Below are 18,482 nucleotides of genomic sequence, written 5' to 3'. Positions count from 1 at the left end.
ATTTAGTTATATACTTGTTTTACTTCTCCGCAGGTTAACATAGCATCTCCAAAATACGGATTTGCAATTTTTTCTTCAAAACTAAGCCAATAACCGCCTGTATTGTTATGGGCCATAGGGCAGTACTGTAAATAAACTTTTTGGGTTGTACCGTACTGTTTTATTACAGTATTTAAAAGCTCTGAAAGTGGTTTATAATGCATTCGCTGTTTGTTTAAATCAGGCGTTTTTACAATATTTTCTGAAAGCGTTTTAAGTTTTTTAGAAACACTTATCCAGTTTTGCTTTGCATCTGCATCTTTTAGCGACACTTGATTTAATTTTGTTAAAGCCTCACTTAATTTTTTTGCACCTTGTTGCGCCTTTTTAGCATCCGATTTAACCAATGCATTAGTTATTAAAATATACTCGCTTAGTAATTTATTTATATGTTCTTTAAAAGTAGAAGATACTTGATATTTTTTGTCTGAACTGTTTTGTGTACTTGTCTGGGTATTAGTATGATGTTCATGCCCGGAATTAATGTTGTTCATCATAGAGTTTTTACCTTGTAATTGTGCAGCAGCATCTACCGTAAATGTACCATTTGTAACTATTTCATCTCCTGAATTAACCCCCTTTATTACCTCATAATAATCACCAAGTTTACTGCCTAAAAGCACCTCTGTTGCCTTAAATGTTGGCGGGTTGCTATTGGTTTTTATGTAAACTATAGAGCGTTCACCGGTCCATAATACAGCAGAAGCAGGAATAGTTAATTTATCGGCTTTATTTGTTTCGGGTAAAATTTGCAAATATCCCTCAACAAACATTCCCGGCTTAAGCGTGTTTGTTTTATTATCTAAAACAGTTCTTACTTTTACGGTTCTGGTTTTTGTATTAACAATCGGTTCTATAAAATTTATAGTAGCTTCAATACTTTTATCCGGAAAGGCTTGTGTTTTAATTATTATTTTTTGACCTGTTTTTAAATGGGGTATTTGGTTTTCGTATGCATCAAAAACTGCCCAAACATTGTTTAGGTTAGCTATTTTAAATAGGGGCTGACCCTGCTTTACATAATCGCCCTCAGATATCAATTTCTCAATAACTGTACCCGATACAGTAGCGTAAATAGGAAAATATTCTGTAACCTTTTTATTTTGTTCTATAGTTTCAATTTGTTTATCAGATAGTTTCCAGAGTTTTAGCTTGTTTTTTACTGCATTGTACAGATCGGGTTGTTGATCTTTTATAGTGAGCGTCGTTAATAGCTCTTGTTGAGCAGCAACTAACTCAGGAGAATATATTGTAGCCAAAAGCGAGCCTTTTGTAACAAATTCGCCTTCGTAGTTTATGTATAACTTTTCAATCCTGCCTGAGAAATAGCTTGCTTGTATTACTTTATTCTCTTCGTTTTCTACAATTTTCCCGGATAATTTTAAATTATTTTCAGTAGCAGCAGCATTGCCAACTATCGTGGTTTGTATGTTAGCTAATGCGATGGCATTCTCTGTCATGGTAAATTCATTATTAGCAACAGAGCTTTCACTTTCTAACGGAATTAAATCCATTCCGCAAATAGGACAATCTCCGGGCTCCGGCTGCTGAATTTGAGGATGCATTGAGCAGGTCCAAATCTGAGCTTTGTTTTGTGAAGCCTCATGAACATGAGAATCTGCTTGAGAACTGGTAGATTTAAAAAGTAACCATCCTAACAAAACTCCTACAGCTATTAAAACTATATATAAGATGTATTTTTTCATGATTTTAATGTTGTTTTTTTAAAGAATTTTCTAATTGTTACAGATGATGTAAACCAAAGTAAAAACCCGCTTAAAACGGTTAGTAACCCAAACAATGAAAACACACGTAATAGTGTTGTATTAAAATTATCTCTAGTTTGGTAGTCCATTGTGTGGGTCATCCATAAAAAGTCAAACCATCGCCAGCTTCTGTGTCTTACTGTTTGAAACTTACCATCTTTCACAGATACATACGCTTTTATTAAATCTTTATGATCAAAAGTTATCTCGTAAGCAGGTAAGGGTTTTTCTCTATACTCATGATGTTTGTTTACCTCATTCAATATAGAAACATGTTTTACAGCAAGTTCAGGTTTCATATGCTTTTTTGCAATTGTAATAGCTTCATCTTTAGTTATATTGGCTTTTATTGCTCCGTTTTGAGCATTAACCAAAATGCTATCATTAATAAAATAATAAGGGGTATTGTTTATATCTCTTAGTGATACGCTGTAAATTTTATCAGAAAACAATTCTGAAGGACTTTTTAGATTGTTAAACGCATTTGGTTTTACAGATAAATTTTTAAAATGGTCTCCATGAATCTCATCAATATCTGTCCAACTAAAATACAATCCGCTAATGGTCCAAAGCAAAAACTGTATACCAATAAATAGCCCTAAGTATCTATGAGTTTTTCTGATTTTAAGTGCTGTATGTCTGTTAACCATCATTATTATTAATTAATTACTGTAAAATTGAATGATACACTTACTTTTTCCCAGGATAATGAAATTGTTCCTGAAGTGTCACTTTTTTTTGTTATTGTATATTCTAAATGTTCTTTAATTTCTTCAGAGTAGTTTGGCTTTACATTTAATCTTAACACATCTTCTTCTTGATTATACTCGTCTTTACCATGTTGATTCCATCTAGTGTTAAATATTATAGTCCACATTTCTTTAGATGGTATTACAAAGAAACCATATTTTCCTGCCGGTAATTTTTTCCCTTCAATTAGTAAGTCTCTATTGGTTTCTATCCATGTAGCGTTATGTGCACCTGCTTGCCATATTTCATTAAAGGGCAGTAGGCCACCAAAAATAATTCGGTTTCTAACACCAGGAGAAGAATAGTCTATGTGAATATGAGCACCGGCAAAGCTTTCCATAGTAGTTTTATGCGGGCTCAACACTTTTTTTTGCGTAGTTTTAGTTTGTGGCACATGATTGTGGTTGTGCTCTGTTGTTGATTTGTTTTCCTGTTTACACGAAACAAAAACAGCAAAAATTAACAGCAATAATTTTTTCATAACATTTGTTTTATTCTTCATTTATTAATTTTCTTTTAAGTAGTTGTGCGTTTAAGGCACAAACAATTGTACTAATAGCCATAAATGCAGCTCCTATTGCCGGAGAAATCATAATACCATATGAATACAAAACTCCGGCAGCTAGAGGTATTGCAATAATATTATAGGCAGTTGCCCAAATAAGATTTTGTATCATTTTGTTATATGTTGCTTTTCCGAAAAGAATAAGGGTTGCAACATCTTTTGGATCACTATTAACTAAAATAATATCTGCAGTTTCTGCAGCAACATCTGTCCCTGACCCAACAGCTATACCAATGTCTGATTGAGCTAAAGCGGGGGCATCGTTTACACCATCGCCTGTCATGGCAACAATTTCTCCTTTATCTTGCAGCTCTTTAATTTTATTTTGTTTTTCATCTGGAAGAACATTTGCAAAATAATCTTTAAGCTCTAGTTTTTTTGCAACTGCTTTTGCAACTTCATTATTATCTCCTGTTAAGAGCACACAATTAATGTTAGACTTTTTAAGCATTTGTATTGCTTTAAATGAGCTTTCTCTAATAGTATCTGCAAAACTTATGTACCCTAAGACGCTGTTGTTATCTGCTAAGAAAATTGTGGTGTCAGATTTTTCTGCGTTAATTTTAGGCTTATTTAGCTGATGCTTTTTTAACATGTTTTCACCACCAACGTAGAAAAGTTTATTGTTTAATTTTCCAGAAACACCAACACCAGACTCATATTCAAAATCACTGACCTTTGGTATAGTTATTTTTAATGCTTTACTTTTTTTAATAAGCCCTTTTGCAATATGGTGTTCAGAGTTTTGTTCAACTGCAGTAGCTATCTTTAAAATATCTTGTTCATTAAGGTTATCAACTAAGCTAACTATCTTAGTTACTTCGTGCGTTCCTTTTGTTAAAGTACCGGTTTTATCAAAAACTACTGTAGTAACATTCTTACTATTTTCAAAAGCTGTTCGGTTTCTAATTAACAATCCATTTTTTGCTGCATAACTGGTAGATATGGATACAACAAGCGGAATTGCTAATCCTAGTGCGTGCGGGCACGCAATAACCATAACAGTAACAGTACGCTCTATTGCAAAGGCTAAGTCTTTGCCAACAACAATCCAGGTAATAAATGTTATTGTGCCTACTACCAAAGAAATTATTGTTAACCAGTATGCGGCTTTGTCTGCAAGTTTCTGTGTTTTAGATTTTTTAGATTGTACTTCTTTTACTAGTTTAATTACTTTAGAGAGATATGTGTTATTTCCTGTGTTTTTAACTCTTACTTTTATTGCGCCAGTTTGGTTAATGGCGCCTCCATAAACAGAACTGTTTTTAGATTTCTGTACCGGCTTGCTTTCTCCTGTGAGCATACTTTCATTAACTGTAGTTTTCCCTTCTGTTATTACACCGTCTGTTGGTATTTTTTCGCCGGGTTTTATTAGAATCAGATCACCTGTTTTAAGCTCTTTAATTGGAATCTTTTTTTCTCCCTTATCTGTAATTAAATTAGCCTCATCTGGTAGTAGCTTTGAAAGTTCTTCGAGAGCTTTACTGGCTCCTAAAACAGATTTCATTTCTAACCAATGGCCTAAAAGCATTATAACTATTAGCGTGGCAAGCTCCCAAAAGAATGTTTTGCCAGGAAAACCAAACACAACAGCTGTGCTGTATATAAAAGCAATACTTATAGCAACAGCAATTAGCGTCATCATGCCGGGTTTTCTTTTTTTAAGTTCATTAATCATTCCCTTTAAAAAAGGAAACCCTCCGTAAAAGTATACAGCAGTTGATAAAGCAAAGAGAATATAACTACTACCAATTAAATTTAGGTGATACCCAAAAAAGCTTTGAATCATTGGTGCTATAATAAGTATTGGAATAGTAATTATGAGTGACACCCAAAACCTTTTTTTATAGTCTTGAATCATGAGCTTATGATGATCTTGATGATCATGTTTATTATTAGACTTAGTATGTTTGTTATGATGATGGCCCATGATTAATTTATTTTGTTAAATAATCAATTAAAGCTTCTTGATTGTAATACGTATTTATAGCATCTATCTTTTTAAGTTCAATATCTAATTTTAGCTCTTGTATTTTTAGAACATCATTAAAATCAAACATTCCGGTTTCATAACTTTTAAGCAAAATAGACTCTGCACTGTTGGCTTGCGCTAAGTTTTTTTGTTGTGTGGCATATTCTAGTTTAGCAGATTCCCTGTTTTGCAAAGCTTCTTCAAGTAAAACAGTAAGTTTGTTTAAAACACTTTGTTTAGAAAAAGTTACTTGCTCTTGTTCTAAAGCTATTTGTTTATTTTTTGAAGTATATTTTTTATTAAAAATAGGCAAAGAGAGTGTTACCATAGGCATAAAAATATCTTTTCCGTTATCAGAAAAATTCATACCCTCTCTTTTAGCAACTGCAACATAATCTAAGCCAAATCCTAATTGTGGTGAACGCTCTTTTTCGTTAGATTTTTGTAAATGTTGTAATGCTTCGTTCATAACATTTAACTTTTCTATTTCCGGATGAAGTAATAAAACATCTTCATCTTTAAGAGCGCTTTTATCTGGTATTATTAAAGAGTCTGTTATAACAATAGGAATTGTTTTTTCTCTGTTTAATAATTTGTTAAGCTTTGTTTGAGTAGTAATATAATCTTGTTCTAAAATTTTAAACTTTTTTTCTAGCTCATTCTTTTGCATTTGTAAGCGTAACACATCTACGGCAGTAGCTTTGTTAACTTCTACTGCTTTTAGTGCTAGCTGCAAATAACTGTCTACTAGTTTAATGTACTCATTTACAATATCTTGTTTAGATGATAAGCTGTAAAGCAGGTAATAGGTTTTAGATACATCTAACACCAATTTACGTTTCTCTATTTGGTATGATATTTTTTCAGCGTTAACCAACGCATTAGCATAATTATGCTTGGCTTTTAAAGTTCCAAACCATGGGAGCATTTGCATTACAGACAGTTTTGCTCTTTGTGGTCCGGTTCGGGTTTCAGGTTCGCTAACAAAATAACCCACGCCAAATTGAGTATTTGGTAAGCTACTTATTTCGTCTACTTTTTCAGAAGCTATTTCTGTTTGCTTATAAGCCTCTTTAAGCAATGAATTGTTTTCTATGGCCTCTTCAATTAGCACAGAAAGCTGCTGACAAAAAACAAACTGGTTAGTAGCTAATAGTATAAGTATGTAAATAATTGTTTTTTTCATGATGATGTCTTTTTTAAGTTGCGTTCTGCAATCCAACTGTATAAAACAGGGACAACAAAAAGAGTAATTAGAGCAATTAACATTCCTCCAAAGCTTGGTATAGCCATTGGGATCATAATATCACTTCCTCTTCCAGTAGAAGTTAAAATAGGAAGGAGCGCTAATAGGGTAGTAGCGGTTGTCATTAAACACGGTCGGATTCTTTTCTCTCCGGCTTCTAAAACAGCAGCTCTAACACTTTTTACCGTATCAGGTTTTCTTTTATTAAATGTTTGAGTAAGATATGTGGCCATTACAACCCCATCGTCTGTTGCTATACCAAACAATGCAATAAAACCAACCCATACAGCTACACTTAAATTAATGGTTTGCATCTGAAAGAGTTCTCTAAAATTAACTCCGAAAATAGATACATTTAAAAACCATTCTTGGCTGTATAACCAAATCATAATAAATCCTCCGGCAAAAGCTACAGCTACACCACTAAATACCATTAATGATGTGGTTACAGACCTAAATTGAAAATACAAGATTAAGAAGATAATAAGCAACGATAATGGTACTACAAATGATAAGGTTTTCTCTGCCCTAACTTGGTTCTCGTAAGTACCCGTAAAATTAAAACTAATTCCCTTCGGCACTTTCAGAGTCCCTGTTTGTATTTTATTGGCAATATGCTTTTGCGCATTTTCTACTACAGTTACTTCTGCAAATCCCTCTTTTTTATCAAATAATACATAACCAACTAAAAAAGTATCTTCACTTTTAATGTTTTGAGGTCCCTGTTCATATTTAATAGTAGCAATTTCCTTTAAAGGGATTTGGGTGTTGTTGAGTGCGGTTACGTAAATATTTTCTAAATCTTCTGCACTATCTCTTAGTTCTCTGGGGTAGCGAACACGAACATTATAACGCTCTCTACCTTCTACAGTTTGTGTAAGCTGTTTTCCGCCAATTGCAACACTAATAACTTCTTGCACTGCATTTACAGTTAAGCCATAACGTGCAATTTTTTCTCGGTCTATATCAATTAATAAATAGGGTTTGCCAACAATTCTATCGGCAAAAACAGCTTCTTTTTTTACGCTTTCTACTTCTTTTAAAATGGTTTCTAATTGCAGTCCAAAGTCTTCTATTTGTTTTAAATTTTGTCCTTTAATTTTAATCCCCATTGGAGCACGCATACCGGTTTGTAACATAACCAAACGGGTTTCTATTGGCTGTAACTTGGGCGCCGATGTAACTCCGGGAAGCTTTGTTACTGAAACAATTTCATTCCATATATCATTAGGAGATGTTATCTCCGGTCTCCAGTTTCTATAAAAAACACCATCTTCATCAACTATTAAGTCATTAAACTTTACTGTATAAAACGGAACAATGTTATTACTTGATTGATGATTGTTTTCATGATTTGGATTAGCTGTAAATTTCCCGTTTTTTAAAACAAACAAACCATCTTTATTTACCTTAAATCGAACCCGTTCACCCTTTTCATTTAGCATAAATTCAGGCTTGTAAAAAATCACATTTTCGTACATAGAGAGAGGAGCTGGATCTAATGCCGACTCAACTCTTCCGGCTTTACCAACAACAGTTTCTATTTCGGGTATTACAGCAACGGCCATATCTAACTGTTGCAGCACTCTTTTATTTTCCTCTATACCTGCATGTGGCATAGAAGTAGGCATAAGTAAAAAAGACCCTTCGTTTAATGACGGCATAAACTCTTTTCCGGTGTTTTTCATAATTATAATTCCGGAAATTAAAAGCGCGATGGGGATGCTTAAAAAAGTTAGTTTGTTGTTTAATGCCCAGGTTAAAATGGTACTGTAATATTTTCTAAACAGTTTAAACAGCCCCAATAACCCAAAGCATATTACAGCAACAAACAAAAAGTTAAACACAATACTCTTTGTAACCCCTAAGGGTCTCCAGTAAACAGCAAGTAAACCAACAATAGTTATTGCTGCTAAGTATATATTTATTTTCTTTTCTTGTTCTTTTGTTATGTGATTTTTTTCTCTTAAAAAATAAACAGCAGCGATAGCTATTAGTACAACGCCCAGCCAATTTCCCGTAATAATAACGTATAACCCCAAAGCTGCAATAATAATGTTTGCAATCAGCTTTATATTCTTTTTTATTGTTGATTTTTTTAGGAGTAAGGCTGCAAATGGCGGAATTAAAAACAAAGCAACTATAATTGAAGCAATTAAGGCAAATGTTTTTGTAAATGCTAAGGGTCTAAAGAGTTTGCCTTCGGCGCCAATCATAGTAAAAACAGGAATAAAACTAACTATAGTAGTAAGTACAGCAGTAATAATTGCACCAGATACCTCTTTAGTTGCATTATAAACAATAGTATTAATTGAAAGTTTATTTTTATGAAGCTCTAAGTGCCTTATAATATTTTCGGATAAGATTACTCCAACATCTACCATAGTACCGATTGCAATAGCAATACCGGAAAGCGCCACTATATTCGCATCTACCTTAAAGAATTTCATGGCTATAAAAACCATCAATACAGCAACAGGAAGCAAGGCAGAAATAAGTATTGATGCCCTTAGGTTGTATACCATAATAATTATAACTAAAATGGTAATTAAAATCTCTAAGGTTAAGGCTTCGTTTAAGGTGTTTAATGTTTCGTAAATAAGTTCTGTTCTGTCATAAAAAGGAACAATAGTTAATTGAGATGTGCGCCCATCAGACAGAGTTTTAGTGGGTAACCCAGAACTTATTTCGTTTATTTTTTGTTTAACATTATTAATTACTTCTAACGGATTTGCTCCATATCTTGCTACAACAACACCCCCAACCACTTCGGCACCTTCTTTATCTAAAATACCTCTTCTTGGCGATGGTCCGGTTGTAACTACAGCAATATCTTTTAGGGTAATTGGCGTGTAGTTTTCTGCAGTTACAACAGTATTTTCTAAATCAGTAATAGATTTTAAATATCCTAACCCTCTAATTAAGTATTCTACCTTATTAATTTCCAGCGTTTGTGCACCAACATCTTTATTACTTTGTTTTACAGCATTTACAACTTGTGCTAAAGTGATATTATATTGTTTAAGTAGCTCCGGATTTATATCTATTTGGTACTCTTTTACATACCCGCCAATAGAAGCTACCTCTGCTACACCCTCTGCAGAAGATAAAGCGTACTTAACATAGTAATCTTGAATGCTTCTTAGTTCGTGCAAATCCCATCCACCTGTAACGTTTCCTTTGGTGTCTCTTCCTTCAAGAGTATACCAAAATATTTGTCCGAGTGCAGTAGCATCAGGTCCTAAAGATGGGCTTACACCTTCCGGAAGCAACCCAGAAGGTAGCGCGTTTAACTTCTCTAAAATTCTGCTTCTGCTCCAATAAAAATCAACATCTTCATTAAAAATTATATAAATGCTTGAAAAGCCAAACATAGAAGAACTCCTAATGGTTTTAACCCCCGGAATACCTAATAAAGTTGTGGTTAACGGATATGTAATTTGATCTTCAATATCTTGCGGAGATCTTCCGTCCCATTTGGTAAATACTATTTGTTGATTTTCGCCAATATCAGGAATAGCATCAACTGCAACCGGGTTAGAGGGTAAAATTTTTAAATCCCAATTAAATGGAGCGTGTATTAAACCCCAACCTATAAAAATTACCAGCAGCAAAATGGCTACTAATTTATTTTGAATTAAATACTTAATACTTTTATTTATCATGATGATTTTTTGATAGTAACATTAGACAATAAGTAAACAAACAAAGCACAATAGAGCTTTCTCTAGAGTACCTGGCTTAAGGTGTCTAAAAGCGTTATAATCAAATTAGAAAAGTATCGAAAAGAATCTGGACGTCTGTGACCAGAAAGGGAGCAGAATATTCTTTAAACGGAATAATAAATTCTGATAAATCCTGAAGTGTAGCTACATACGAAGTAATGAATGCAACTACAAAAAACTGTTGCTTTACAGTAAATGAAGTGTTGTTGCTGTTTTTAAGCTGATTTTGCCCTTCTAAAAGTATTTGTGTGCTATCACAACAATCTGTTTTTGTGATGCTGCAATCGTTAGAAGCGGCTTTAGACTCTTGCTCCATACCACAACCCTCAGCATGATTATAAACAGCTATATCTACTAAAGTGTCTCCACAGTAGTGCATACCAACGGTAAAAGAGAGGGTAGAAAATAATACAACCCACGCTAAGGAAAAAGACACTATTTTTTTTAATAGCTGCTTCATTGCATTGCAAAAATACGAATTAATTTAACTTGTTATTTATGTAAACGAAATACAAAGTCAATTATTTTCTTATTTAAAAGGGAGGTTTAAAACATCAAGAGGGGAGAACAACTAAAATATAGAATTATAAATAAAAAAAACCGTAACCTTTTAAGTTACGGTTTTTTGCGGAGGAAGAGGGATTCGAACCCCCGGAGGTGTGACCCTCAACGGTTTTCAAGACCGCCGCATTCGACCACTCTGCCATTCCTCCTTTGCGGATGCAAATATAGAAAGCTTTTTTATTTCTGTAAAACCATTTTTTAAATTTTTTTAATTCAAATTTCTTACTATCTATAAATCAATTACTATAATTTATAGTTGTACTACTTTAGTAAACTGTTTAATGGCTATTTTTGTCAAAAATTAGTATTTATGAGCGTTATTAAATATCTAAACTGGCGTTATGCCACTAAAAAGTTTGATGGTACTAAACTTATTCCTACATCTAAAATAGAAACCATAAAAGAGGCTTTTAATTTAACTGCAACATCGTATGGTTTACAGCCTGTTAGGCTAGTTATTTTGCAAGATAAAGCAATACAGAAACAGCTTGTTGCGCATTCCTGGAATCAAGAGCAAGTAGCAAATGCATCACATGTATTAATATTTTGCATAGAAACTAACATAAACGAAGAATACATAACCAATTATTTTAACAGAGTACAAACTATCAGAAAAACATCAGAAGAAATTTTAAAGCCTTTCAGAGAGTTTTTAATTGAAGATTTTACGAATAAAACCCATGAAGATATTAAAGCGTGGGCAAAAAACCAGGCTTATTTAACTATGGGAAATTTATTAACAGTTTGCGCCATAGAAGAAATAGATGCTTGCCCTATGGAAGGTTTTGATCCGGATGCTTATGATACTATTTTAGGCTTAAAAGATAAAGGACTGGCCTCTGTTTTAGTTATGCCAATTGGCTACAGAGCTCAGGATGATATGTTTGCTGAGTTCAAGAAAGTTAGAAAAACCATTAACGAAAGTGTTTTAGAACTATAAAATATACCCCATATGCCCGGATTTGAATTATTTAGCGATTTAGAACGAAAAGAAGTAAACGATGTGTTAGAATCTGGTGTTTTAATGCGCTATGGTTTTGACGCCATGCGAAATGGACACTGGAAAACCAAAACCTTAGAAGAAGCCTTAGCAAAACGCATGAATGTACGTTACGCTCAGGTTGTTAGTAGTGGTACAGCAGCTTTAACTGTTGCTTTAGCCAGTGCAGGGGTAGGAGCAGGAGATGAGGTTATCATGCCCACGTTTACTTTTGTTGCCAGTTTTGAAGCTGTTTTATCTGTTGGTGCTGTTCCTGTATTGGTAGATATAGACGATACCTTAACTTTAGATATAATTGCTGTAGAAAAAGCCATCACACCTAAAACAAAGGTTATAATGCCGGTTCATATGTGTGGTTCTATGGCTAGATTAAAAGAGTTAAAAGCTATTTGTAATAAACATAACCTTATTCTTTTAGAAGACGCTTGCCAAGCAATTGGTGGTACTTTTGAAGGAAAACCTTTAGGAAGTTACGGAGATTTAGGCTGTTTTTCTTTTGATTATGTTAAAACTATCACTTGCGGAGAAGGAGGCGCTGTAATTACTAACAACCAAACATATGCTAAACATGCAGACCACTATTCAGACCATGGGCATGACCATATTGGGAATGATAGAGGAGCAGAAGACCATCCGTTTTTAGGGTATAATTTTAGAATTTCTGAGCTTAATGCAGCTGTTGGAGTAGCACAATTAAAAAGGCTTGATGAGTTTATTGCTATTCAAAAGAAAAATTACAGTATAATCAAAGAAACACTTAGTGAGTTAGATAGTGTTACATTTAGAACAGTACCTGAAGGAGGCGAGGAAAACTACTCTTTTTTAAGTTTCTTTTTACCTGATGAACAAACTGCCAGAAAAGCCCATAAAAAACTATTAGAAGCTGGTGTTGATGGTTGTTTTTATTGGTTTGATAATAATTGGCATTACATAAAAAAATGGGAGCATTTAAAGCAATTAAAATCACTTGGAAAACTACCTCAAGAAGTAATAAACCAGATGCCGGATTATAACAATGCAGATTTTTCTAAATCTGATTATTGGATGGGAAGAAACATTTCTGTTTTAATAAAATTAGGTTGGAGCGAGGAAGAAGTAAAACAAAGAGCTCAGAAAATGAAACAAGTATTGGCTCATGTATAAAACATGAGCCATTTTTTAATAATTTACGTATTCTACAATTTCAAGTCCATAACCAACCATACCCACTCTTTTGGTTTGAGTTGAGTTAGATAACAGTCTTATTTTAGAAATTTTTAAATCATGAAGTATTTGTGCTCCAATACCATAATCTTTAGTGTCCATTTCTATTTTTGGAGCTTTCATAATGCCTTTTTTCTGATTTTCTTTAAGCCCTTTTAGCCTTTTTAATAAGTTAAAAGATTGGCTTTGTTGGTTTATAAATACAATTGCACCTTTACCTTCATCATTAACAGCTTTAAACATACTGTCTAATTTCTGGTCTGCATTATTAGTAAGCGTTCCCAGAATATCGTTGTTTACTAAGGTAGAGTTAATTCTGGTTAAAACAGGGTCTCCTGCATTCCAGTTGCCTTTGGTTAACGCTAAATGAATTTGATCGTTTGTAGTTTGTTGGTATGCGTGTAAGGTGTATTTGCCAAAACGAGTTTCTACTTCAAACTCTTCTTTTTTCTCAATCAAGCTGTCATGTTGCATTCTGTAAGCAACAAGATCTTCTATAGAAACCAGTTTTAAATCAAATTTTTTAGCTACTTCGGCAAGATGCGGTAATCTTGCCATGGTGCCATCTTCATTTAAAATCTCAACTAAAATTCCAGCCGGCTGGAAACCTGCTAATCTTGCAAAATCTACAGCAGCTTCTGTATGTCCTGTTCTACGTAAAACACCTCCGTTTTTAGCTCTAAGCGGAAAAATATGTCCGGGTCTGCCTAAATCATGAGGTTTAGTATTTTTATCTACTAAAGCTTTTATTGTTTTTGCTCTGTCGTGAACCGATATTCCTGTGGTACAACCATGGCCAATCAAATCAACAGAAACAGTAAATTGTGTATGGTGTAAAACGGTATTGTTTTCTACCATCATATTAAGTTCTAACTCTTTACAGCGTTCTTCGGTAAGTGGTGCGCAAATAAGCCCCCTACCGTGTTTAGCCATAAAGTTTATCATTTCTGGAGTAACCATTTCTGCAGCAGCAATGAAATCGCCTTCATTCTCTCTGTCTTCATCATCTACAACAATGATTACTTTTCCTTTTTTAATATCCTCAATAGCTTCTTCTATTGTATTGAGTTTAATTTTTGTATCTGGCATGGTTGTATGTTGCATAGAAAAATTGTAGGCAAAGATACCTATTTTTGATGCTTATAGGTACGGTTTTTAGCCTTTTTAAATAAGTTTCTTATTGGCTCTGTAAAGCCATCAATATCAAAAATTCCTTTATCTGCAGTAGCTCTTCTGGTAAGCATAATACCAAGCGGAAGCATAATTAATGTAGAAATCCAAGAGGCAAGAACAGGATCTAATTCACCGTTTTTTGCATTGTTACCGGCAAAAATTCCTATAAAATAATACGTTAAAAATAGCGCAATGGCAATAACCATTGGTAAACCCATACCTCCTTTTCTGATAATAGCTCCTAATGGTGCTCCAACAAAAAAGAGCACTAAACACGCTAAAGCTAACGCATATTTACTGTGCATGGTTAAGATGTGATAATTAAGTAGTTTAGAGCGTCTAAACAAGTCTGGTTTTCTGCTTTCTAAAGAGCCTTTTACATTATTTATATTGTTAAGTGCTACATCTATAACTTGTTGTTTTCTTGCTGTTTCTTTTACTAATGATAGTAGGTTTATGTTAGTTTTGGGCATGCTATCTACTTTTATTTCTTTCTCCTTCTTATTAACAATACCCAAACCGGTTTTGGCGCTAATGTTTTTACTAAATGCTGTTACTATTTCTCTATTATCTACTACAAGCGAGTCTATTGAACGTTTAAGCTGACTCACGTTTTGCATTTTAAATAGGTTAGAATATTTTTCTTCTTCTAAATTCACATCGTTTAGTGCGCTCAAATCCATATTCATTACATACTGCTCAAAATGCGCCTTAGCATGCGGCATTCTTTTTCTGGTTTTAGATGATTTTGTTTGAACATCCTCGTAATAATAACCGTCTTTTAAAACCAATTGAAGAAAATCTGATTTTTCATCACTGATTAACTCTCCTGTTTTAGCATAAATTACAGTAGTATTAATGCTACCATTACCTTTTTTATGAATTACTACATTTTTTAAAAACCTATCGTTTTCGCCATATTTGTCATCTACTTTAATATTTAAATTGGCAACATCGTTAAAAACCCCTTCTGTAATAGCTAACGCCGGTTTTAATTTGGCAATATTTTTACGAAGATTAAATGATTTGTGTTCTGCTTTAGGAATTACATTGTTTGCAAAAAAGAAAGTACCAATGCTTAATATTACCATAAAAATTATAAGGCTACGCATAGCTCTATAAAGGGAAACCCCAGACGATTTCATGGCAGCAAACTCATAATTTTCTGCAAACGTACCAAAGGTCATAATAGAAGCCAATAGTACGGTTAACGGTAAGACATTGGGGATTAAGTTAGGCGAGTAGTAAAACAAAAATTTACCTACTATAATTAAATCTAGCCCTTTTCCTGCCAGCTCATCTATAAAAAACCAAATAGCCTGAAAAATAAAGATGAGCATCAGTATTAAAAAAGAACTGATGAAATTAAACAGAAATCTGGATAAAATATAGCGATCTAAAATTTTCACTAAGCCTTAGCTTTTAATAATGTAGTACCCTTGGTCTTCGTACTTTTTGGCATCAAAAGTAAACAAGGTTTTTGATATTGGTTGGTTTGTTTTAAAAGAATTAACAGTAATGGTGGTTTGTGTACCATTTTTACCGGTTTCTATAAGATTATATATATGTTTTGTGGTAATATCTATTCCTAATAAAACATATTTAATTTCTGCATTACTATCTATTGGGGTAAGCTTCACGTACTGTATTTTTCTTCCTCTAACATTTTGTAAAATATCCCAGCTGTAATTATATCCTTTTTTATAAAAAGACAACATTTTAGATGGGCTTATGGTGGCTGCATCTTCATCACTTTTATCCTCTATGGTTACCTCTTCATTTTCAGGAATTATGGTGTACAGTTTTTTTCCGTCAAATATTTGTGTTGCCCCTAAATAGTTAAGATAGTATTTGTTGTCTGCAATGGTTACATCGCCACGCACCTCTTGCTTAATATTCTCTGCTTTGTTATTGAGCGTATATTTAAAATCTATTACAATGTTGTTATAGCTGTTAATTTTTTGAGAAACTTCGTCTAACAATGCTTTAGCTTTAGCTGCATTTTGAGCCTGCACAAATCCTACACTTAAAAAAGCAATTATAAAGACAATCTTTTTCATGTTTTAGTTATTATTTTTCTCGTTATTTAATAATTGTTCTAAACTGGTTAAATCAGGTACTAAAACTTGTCTTGCTTTACTACCTTCAAAAGGACCAACAATACCGGCTGCTTCTAACTGATCAATTAATCTTCCGGCTCTATTGTATCCTAATTTTAATTTCCTTTGTAATAAAGATGCAGAGCCTTGTTGGGCTGTAACAATTACTTCGGCAGCCTGATTAAATAAAGGGTCTCTGTCTTCTATACTTACATCAATACTTGTGCCAGATTCTTCACCTACGTACTCCGGCAAAATATGTGCTTCAGGGTAGGCACGTTGCGACCCAATATACTCTGTAATTTTTGCAACCTCCGGGGTATCTACAAAAGCACATTGAAGCCTGATTAAATCGTTACCTTGCGTATAAAGCATATCTCCTCTACCAATTAGTTGGTCTGCACCTTGGGTATCTAAAATGGTTCTCGAGTCTATTTTAGAGGTAACTCTAAACGCAATTCTGGCAGGGAAGTTTGCTTTAATAATACCGGTAATTACATTAACCGAAGGCCTTTGTGTAGCAATAATTAAATGAATACCAACAGCTCTGGCTAATTGAGCTAAACGAGCAATTGGAGTTTCTACCTCTTTGCCGGCAGTCATAATTAAATCGGCAAACTCATCTATAATTAATACAATGTATGGTAAAAACTTATGTCCATCATTAGGGTTAAGCTTTCTGGCTTTAAACTTTGCATTGTATTCTTTAATGTTTCTAACCATTGCATTTTTTAGCAATTCGTAACGGTTATCCATTTCAATGCAAAGAGAATTTAAGGTGTTAATAACCTTTGTGTTATCGGTTATTATTGCTTCTTCTGTATCAGGGAGTTTAGCTAAAAAATGACGTTCAATTTTATTAAATAAAGTAAGCTCTACTTTTTTAGGATCTACCAATACAAATTTTACTTCGGCAGGATGTTTTTTGTATAAAAGTGAGGTTAAAATTGCATTTAAACCAACCGATTTACCTTGCCCGGTAGCTCCGGCCATAAGTAAGTGTGGCATTTTAGCTAAATCTACTACAAAGGTTTCATTGCTAATGGTTTTACCTAAGGCAATAGGAAGCTCCATTTCTGCATTTTGAAATTTTTGCGAAGCAATTACAGAACGCATAGATACTATAGAGGCGTTTTTGTTAGGCACCTCTATACCAATAGTTCCTTTGCCCGGTATTGGTGCAATTATTCTAATGCCTAAAGCAGATAAAGACAATGCAATATCATCTTCTAAGTTTTTAATTTTAGATATTCTAATTCCGGCAGCTGGAACAATCTCGTATAAAGTTACTGTAGGGCCAATGGTAGCTTTAATATGTGCAATTCCTATTTTGTATTGCTCGAGTGTTTTTACAATCCTTTTTTTGTTGGCTTCTAATTCTTCTTGGTTAATGGTTATGCTACTTTTTACACCATGATCACTTAAAAGCTCTAAGGTTGGGAATTTATAATTACTAAGCTCTAAAGTAGGATCAAACTCACCAAAATCTTCAACCAATTTATTGGCTAAAACATCGGTAACTTCCTCTTCTTCAGGTTGTTCTACTTCAACCTTTAAATCAGAATCTTCATTTTCAGTATTGTTATTTTGGTTTTTTATAGCGATAGATTCAGCAGTAACTGTACTCTCTTCTGAAGTGGTGTCTGAAAATACAACTTCAGTTGCTTCATTTTGTTCATTTTCTTCGGTTAATGAAGATGAATTTGTAGTTTCTTCTGGAGAAGAAAGGTTTTCTGATGTATTAAGTTCTTTACGTTTAAAAAGAGCAGCTATTTTTTCAGGAGTAATTTTTAATCTAACAACCATGTAGGTTATGCCAACGAAGGCTAATAATAAAATAACTCCTGCTTTACCAATATAATCTTGAAGAAAATCGTTCAATTCAAAACCGACAACACCTCCTAAAAGCGGAAATTTTTCGGTAAAAAAACCAAACAGAACGGCAAACCAAACCATTATTAATATGCTCCAAAACCATGTATTTACTAATGATTTTTTTGAACGATTTAAAACCATTCCGGCTCCGGTAATAAAGAGTAAGTATGTTAAAATGTATGTAGCAACACCAAATCCTTTATAAATTAGAAAATGACTAACGTTGGCTCCAAATTTACTGAGCCAATTTTTAGCTTGTAACTCTCTGTTAGCAAATTCTGTAACAATACTTTGGTCTTCTTGCCAATGAATAAAATAAGAAGTAAAAGCTATAAAAAAAGCTATACTTAATGTTACCAATAAACTCCCCAAAACAATACTATTTTGTCTAGAAAGTTTAAAGATTGAGCGTTTACTATTAACAGATTTGGTAGTCTTTTTAGATTTTTTCTTTACCATTAGCCCTTATAGGTTTGCCACAAAAATACAAATTACTAACGTTCGT

The 18,482-nt window shown here is 33.5% G+C and carries 13 protein-coding genes and 1 tRNA gene; 2 read left to right on the top strand and 12 right to left on the bottom strand.

Annotated elements, in window-relative coordinates; translation table 11 throughout:
- Positions 1 to 2 precede the first annotated feature (2 nt).
- The 8 genes from ACZ5CF_RS09175 to ACZ5CF_RS09140 all read right to left on the bottom strand — a co-directional run bounded on the left by ACZ5CF_RS09175 (position 3) and on the right by ACZ5CF_RS09140 (position 10,776).
- Complete coding sequence (locus ACZ5CF_RS09175; RefSeq protein ID WP_464579025.1) at positions 3 to 1,745, bottom strand: efflux RND transporter periplasmic adaptor subunit; 1,743 nt, start codon at positions 1,743 to 1,745, stop codon at positions 3 to 5.
- A complete protein-coding gene (locus ACZ5CF_RS09170; RefSeq protein WP_464580848.1) occupies positions 1,742 to 2,455 on the bottom strand; it encodes a PepSY domain-containing protein in 714 nt (237 codons plus the stop codon). The genes ACZ5CF_RS09175 and ACZ5CF_RS09170 overlap by 4 nt, the downstream gene beginning before the upstream one ends.
- An 8-nt stretch (positions 2,456 to 2,463) precedes the next feature.
- Positions 2,464 to 3,036, bottom strand: coding sequence for a DUF2911 domain-containing protein (locus tag ACZ5CF_RS09165; protein ID WP_464579023.1), 573 nt, complete (start codon positions 3,034 to 3,036; stop codon positions 2,464 to 2,466).
- Between the two features lie 10 nt (positions 3,037 to 3,046).
- Positions 3,047 to 5,050 (bottom strand): copper-translocating P-type ATPase, encoded by a 2,004-nt coding sequence (locus ACZ5CF_RS09160; RefSeq protein WP_464579022.1) that lies wholly within the window; start codon positions 5,048 to 5,050, stop codon positions 3,047 to 3,049.
- Positions 5,051 to 5,057: 7 nt separating this feature from the next.
- Positions 5,058 to 6,278, bottom strand: a complete 1,221-nt coding sequence (locus ACZ5CF_RS09155) for a TolC family protein (protein WP_464579021.1) — start codon at positions 6,276 to 6,278, stop codon at positions 5,058 to 5,060.
- Positions 6,275 to 10,003 (bottom strand): efflux RND transporter permease subunit, encoded by a 3,729-nt coding sequence (locus ACZ5CF_RS09150; RefSeq protein ID WP_464579020.1) that lies wholly within the window; start codon positions 10,001 to 10,003, stop codon positions 6,275 to 6,277. Before ACZ5CF_RS09150 ends, ACZ5CF_RS09155 begins: the two co-directional genes overlap by 4 nt.
- Before the next feature lie 100 nt (positions 10,004 to 10,103).
- The gene (locus tag ACZ5CF_RS09145; RefSeq protein WP_464579019.1) at positions 10,104 to 10,523 is read right to left on the bottom strand and encodes an HYC_CC_PP family protein; all 420 of its coding nucleotides are present in this window, start codon (positions 10,521 to 10,523) and stop codon (positions 10,104 to 10,106) included.
- A gap of 168 nt (positions 10,524 to 10,691) precedes the next feature.
- Positions 10,692 to 10,776: transfer RNA gene (locus ACZ5CF_RS09140), tRNA-Ser, on the bottom strand.
- Between the two features lie 161 nt (positions 10,777 to 10,937).
- On the opposite strand from ACZ5CF_RS09140, the gene ACZ5CF_RS09135 reads away from it, so the two are divergent.
- Positions 10,938 to 11,567 (top strand): NAD(P)H-dependent oxidoreductase, encoded by a 630-nt coding sequence (locus ACZ5CF_RS09135; protein ID WP_464579018.1) that lies wholly within the window; start codon positions 10,938 to 10,940, stop codon positions 11,565 to 11,567.
- Positions 11,568 to 11,579: 12 nt separating this feature from the next.
- On the top strand, positions 11,580 to 12,770 hold the full coding sequence (locus ACZ5CF_RS09130) for a DegT/DnrJ/EryC1/StrS family aminotransferase (RefSeq protein ID WP_464579017.1): 1,191 nt from the start codon (positions 11,580 to 11,582) through the stop codon (positions 12,768 to 12,770).
- 15 nt (positions 12,771 to 12,785) lie between these two features.
- On the opposite strand, the gene ribB is transcribed toward ACZ5CF_RS09130, so the two are convergent.
- The 4 genes from ribB to ACZ5CF_RS09110 are packed head-to-tail and all read right to left on the bottom strand — an operon-like array spanning position 12,786 to position 18,436.
- Positions 12,786 to 13,934 (bottom strand): 3,4-dihydroxy-2-butanone-4-phosphate synthase, encoded by a 1,149-nt coding sequence (gene ribB, locus ACZ5CF_RS09125; protein WP_464579016.1) that lies wholly within the window; start codon positions 13,932 to 13,934, stop codon positions 12,786 to 12,788.
- A gap of 23 nt (positions 13,935 to 13,957) precedes the next feature.
- Complete coding sequence (locus tag ACZ5CF_RS09120) at positions 13,958 to 15,412, bottom strand: LptF/LptG family permease (protein WP_464579015.1); 1,455 nt, start codon at positions 15,410 to 15,412, stop codon at positions 13,958 to 13,960.
- A gap of 6 nt (positions 15,413 to 15,418) precedes the next feature.
- Positions 15,419 to 16,063 carry an outer membrane lipoprotein periplasmic chaperone LolA1 gene (gene lolA1, locus ACZ5CF_RS09115; RefSeq protein ID WP_464579014.1) on the bottom strand — a complete coding sequence of 215 codons (645 nt, stop codon included), beginning with the start codon at positions 16,061 to 16,063 and terminating at the stop codon, positions 15,419 to 15,421.
- Between the two features lie 3 nt (positions 16,064 to 16,066).
- Positions 16,067 to 18,436 carry an FtsK/SpoIIIE family DNA translocase gene (locus tag ACZ5CF_RS09110; protein WP_464579012.1) on the bottom strand — a complete coding sequence of 790 codons (2,370 nt, stop codon included), beginning with the start codon at positions 18,434 to 18,436 and terminating at the stop codon, positions 16,067 to 16,069.
- Positions 18,437 to 18,482: the final 46 nt, after the last annotated feature.

This window comes from Lutaonella thermophila (assembly GCF_055387725.1).
The sequence above is the reverse complement of the archived record's forward strand: the minus strand, read 5'-3'. Positions and strand labels throughout refer to the sequence as shown.

Excerpts from the sequence above, each read along its gene's own strand:
- ACZ5CF_RS09150 (WP_464579020.1), bottom strand. The coding sequence starts at position 10,003 with ATGATAAATAAAAGTATTAAGTATTTAATTCAAAATAAATTAGTAGCC.
- ACZ5CF_RS09160 (WP_464579022.1), bottom strand. The coding sequence starts at position 5,050 with ATGGGCCATCATCATAACAAACATACTAAGTCTAATAATAAACATGAT.
- ACZ5CF_RS09135 (WP_464579018.1), top strand. The coding sequence starts at position 10,938 with ATGAGCGTTATTAAATATCTAAACTGGCGTTATGCCACTAAAAAGTTT.
- ACZ5CF_RS09110 (WP_464579012.1), bottom strand. The coding sequence starts at position 18,436 with ATGGTAAAGAAAAAATCTAAAAAGACTACCAAATCTGTTAATAGTAAA.
- ACZ5CF_RS09155 (WP_464579021.1), bottom strand. The coding sequence starts at position 6,278 with ATGAAAAAAACAATTATTTACATACTTATACTATTAGCTACTAACCAG.
- ACZ5CF_RS09145 (WP_464579019.1), bottom strand. The coding sequence starts at position 10,523 with ATGAAGCAGCTATTAAAAAAAATAGTGTCTTTTTCCTTAGCGTGGGTT.
- ACZ5CF_RS09130 (WP_464579017.1), top strand. The coding sequence starts at position 11,580 with ATGCCCGGATTTGAATTATTTAGCGATTTAGAACGAAAAGAAGTAAAC.
- ACZ5CF_RS09165 (WP_464579023.1), bottom strand. The coding sequence starts at position 3,036 with ATGAAAAAATTATTGCTGTTAATTTTTGCTGTTTTTGTTTCGTGTAAA.
- lolA1 (WP_464579014.1), bottom strand. The coding sequence starts at position 16,063 with ATGAAAAAGATTGTCTTTATAATTGCTTTTTTAAGTGTAGGATTTGTG.
- ribB (WP_464579016.1), bottom strand. The coding sequence starts at position 13,934 with ATGCAACATACAACCATGCCAGATACAAAAATTAAACTCAATACAATA.
- ACZ5CF_RS09175 (WP_464579025.1), bottom strand. The coding sequence starts at position 1,745 with ATGAAAAAATACATCTTATATATAGTTTTAATAGCTGTAGGAGTTTTG.
- ACZ5CF_RS09170 (WP_464580848.1), bottom strand. The coding sequence starts at position 2,455 with ATGGTTAACAGACATACAGCACTTAAAATCAGAAAAACTCATAGATAC.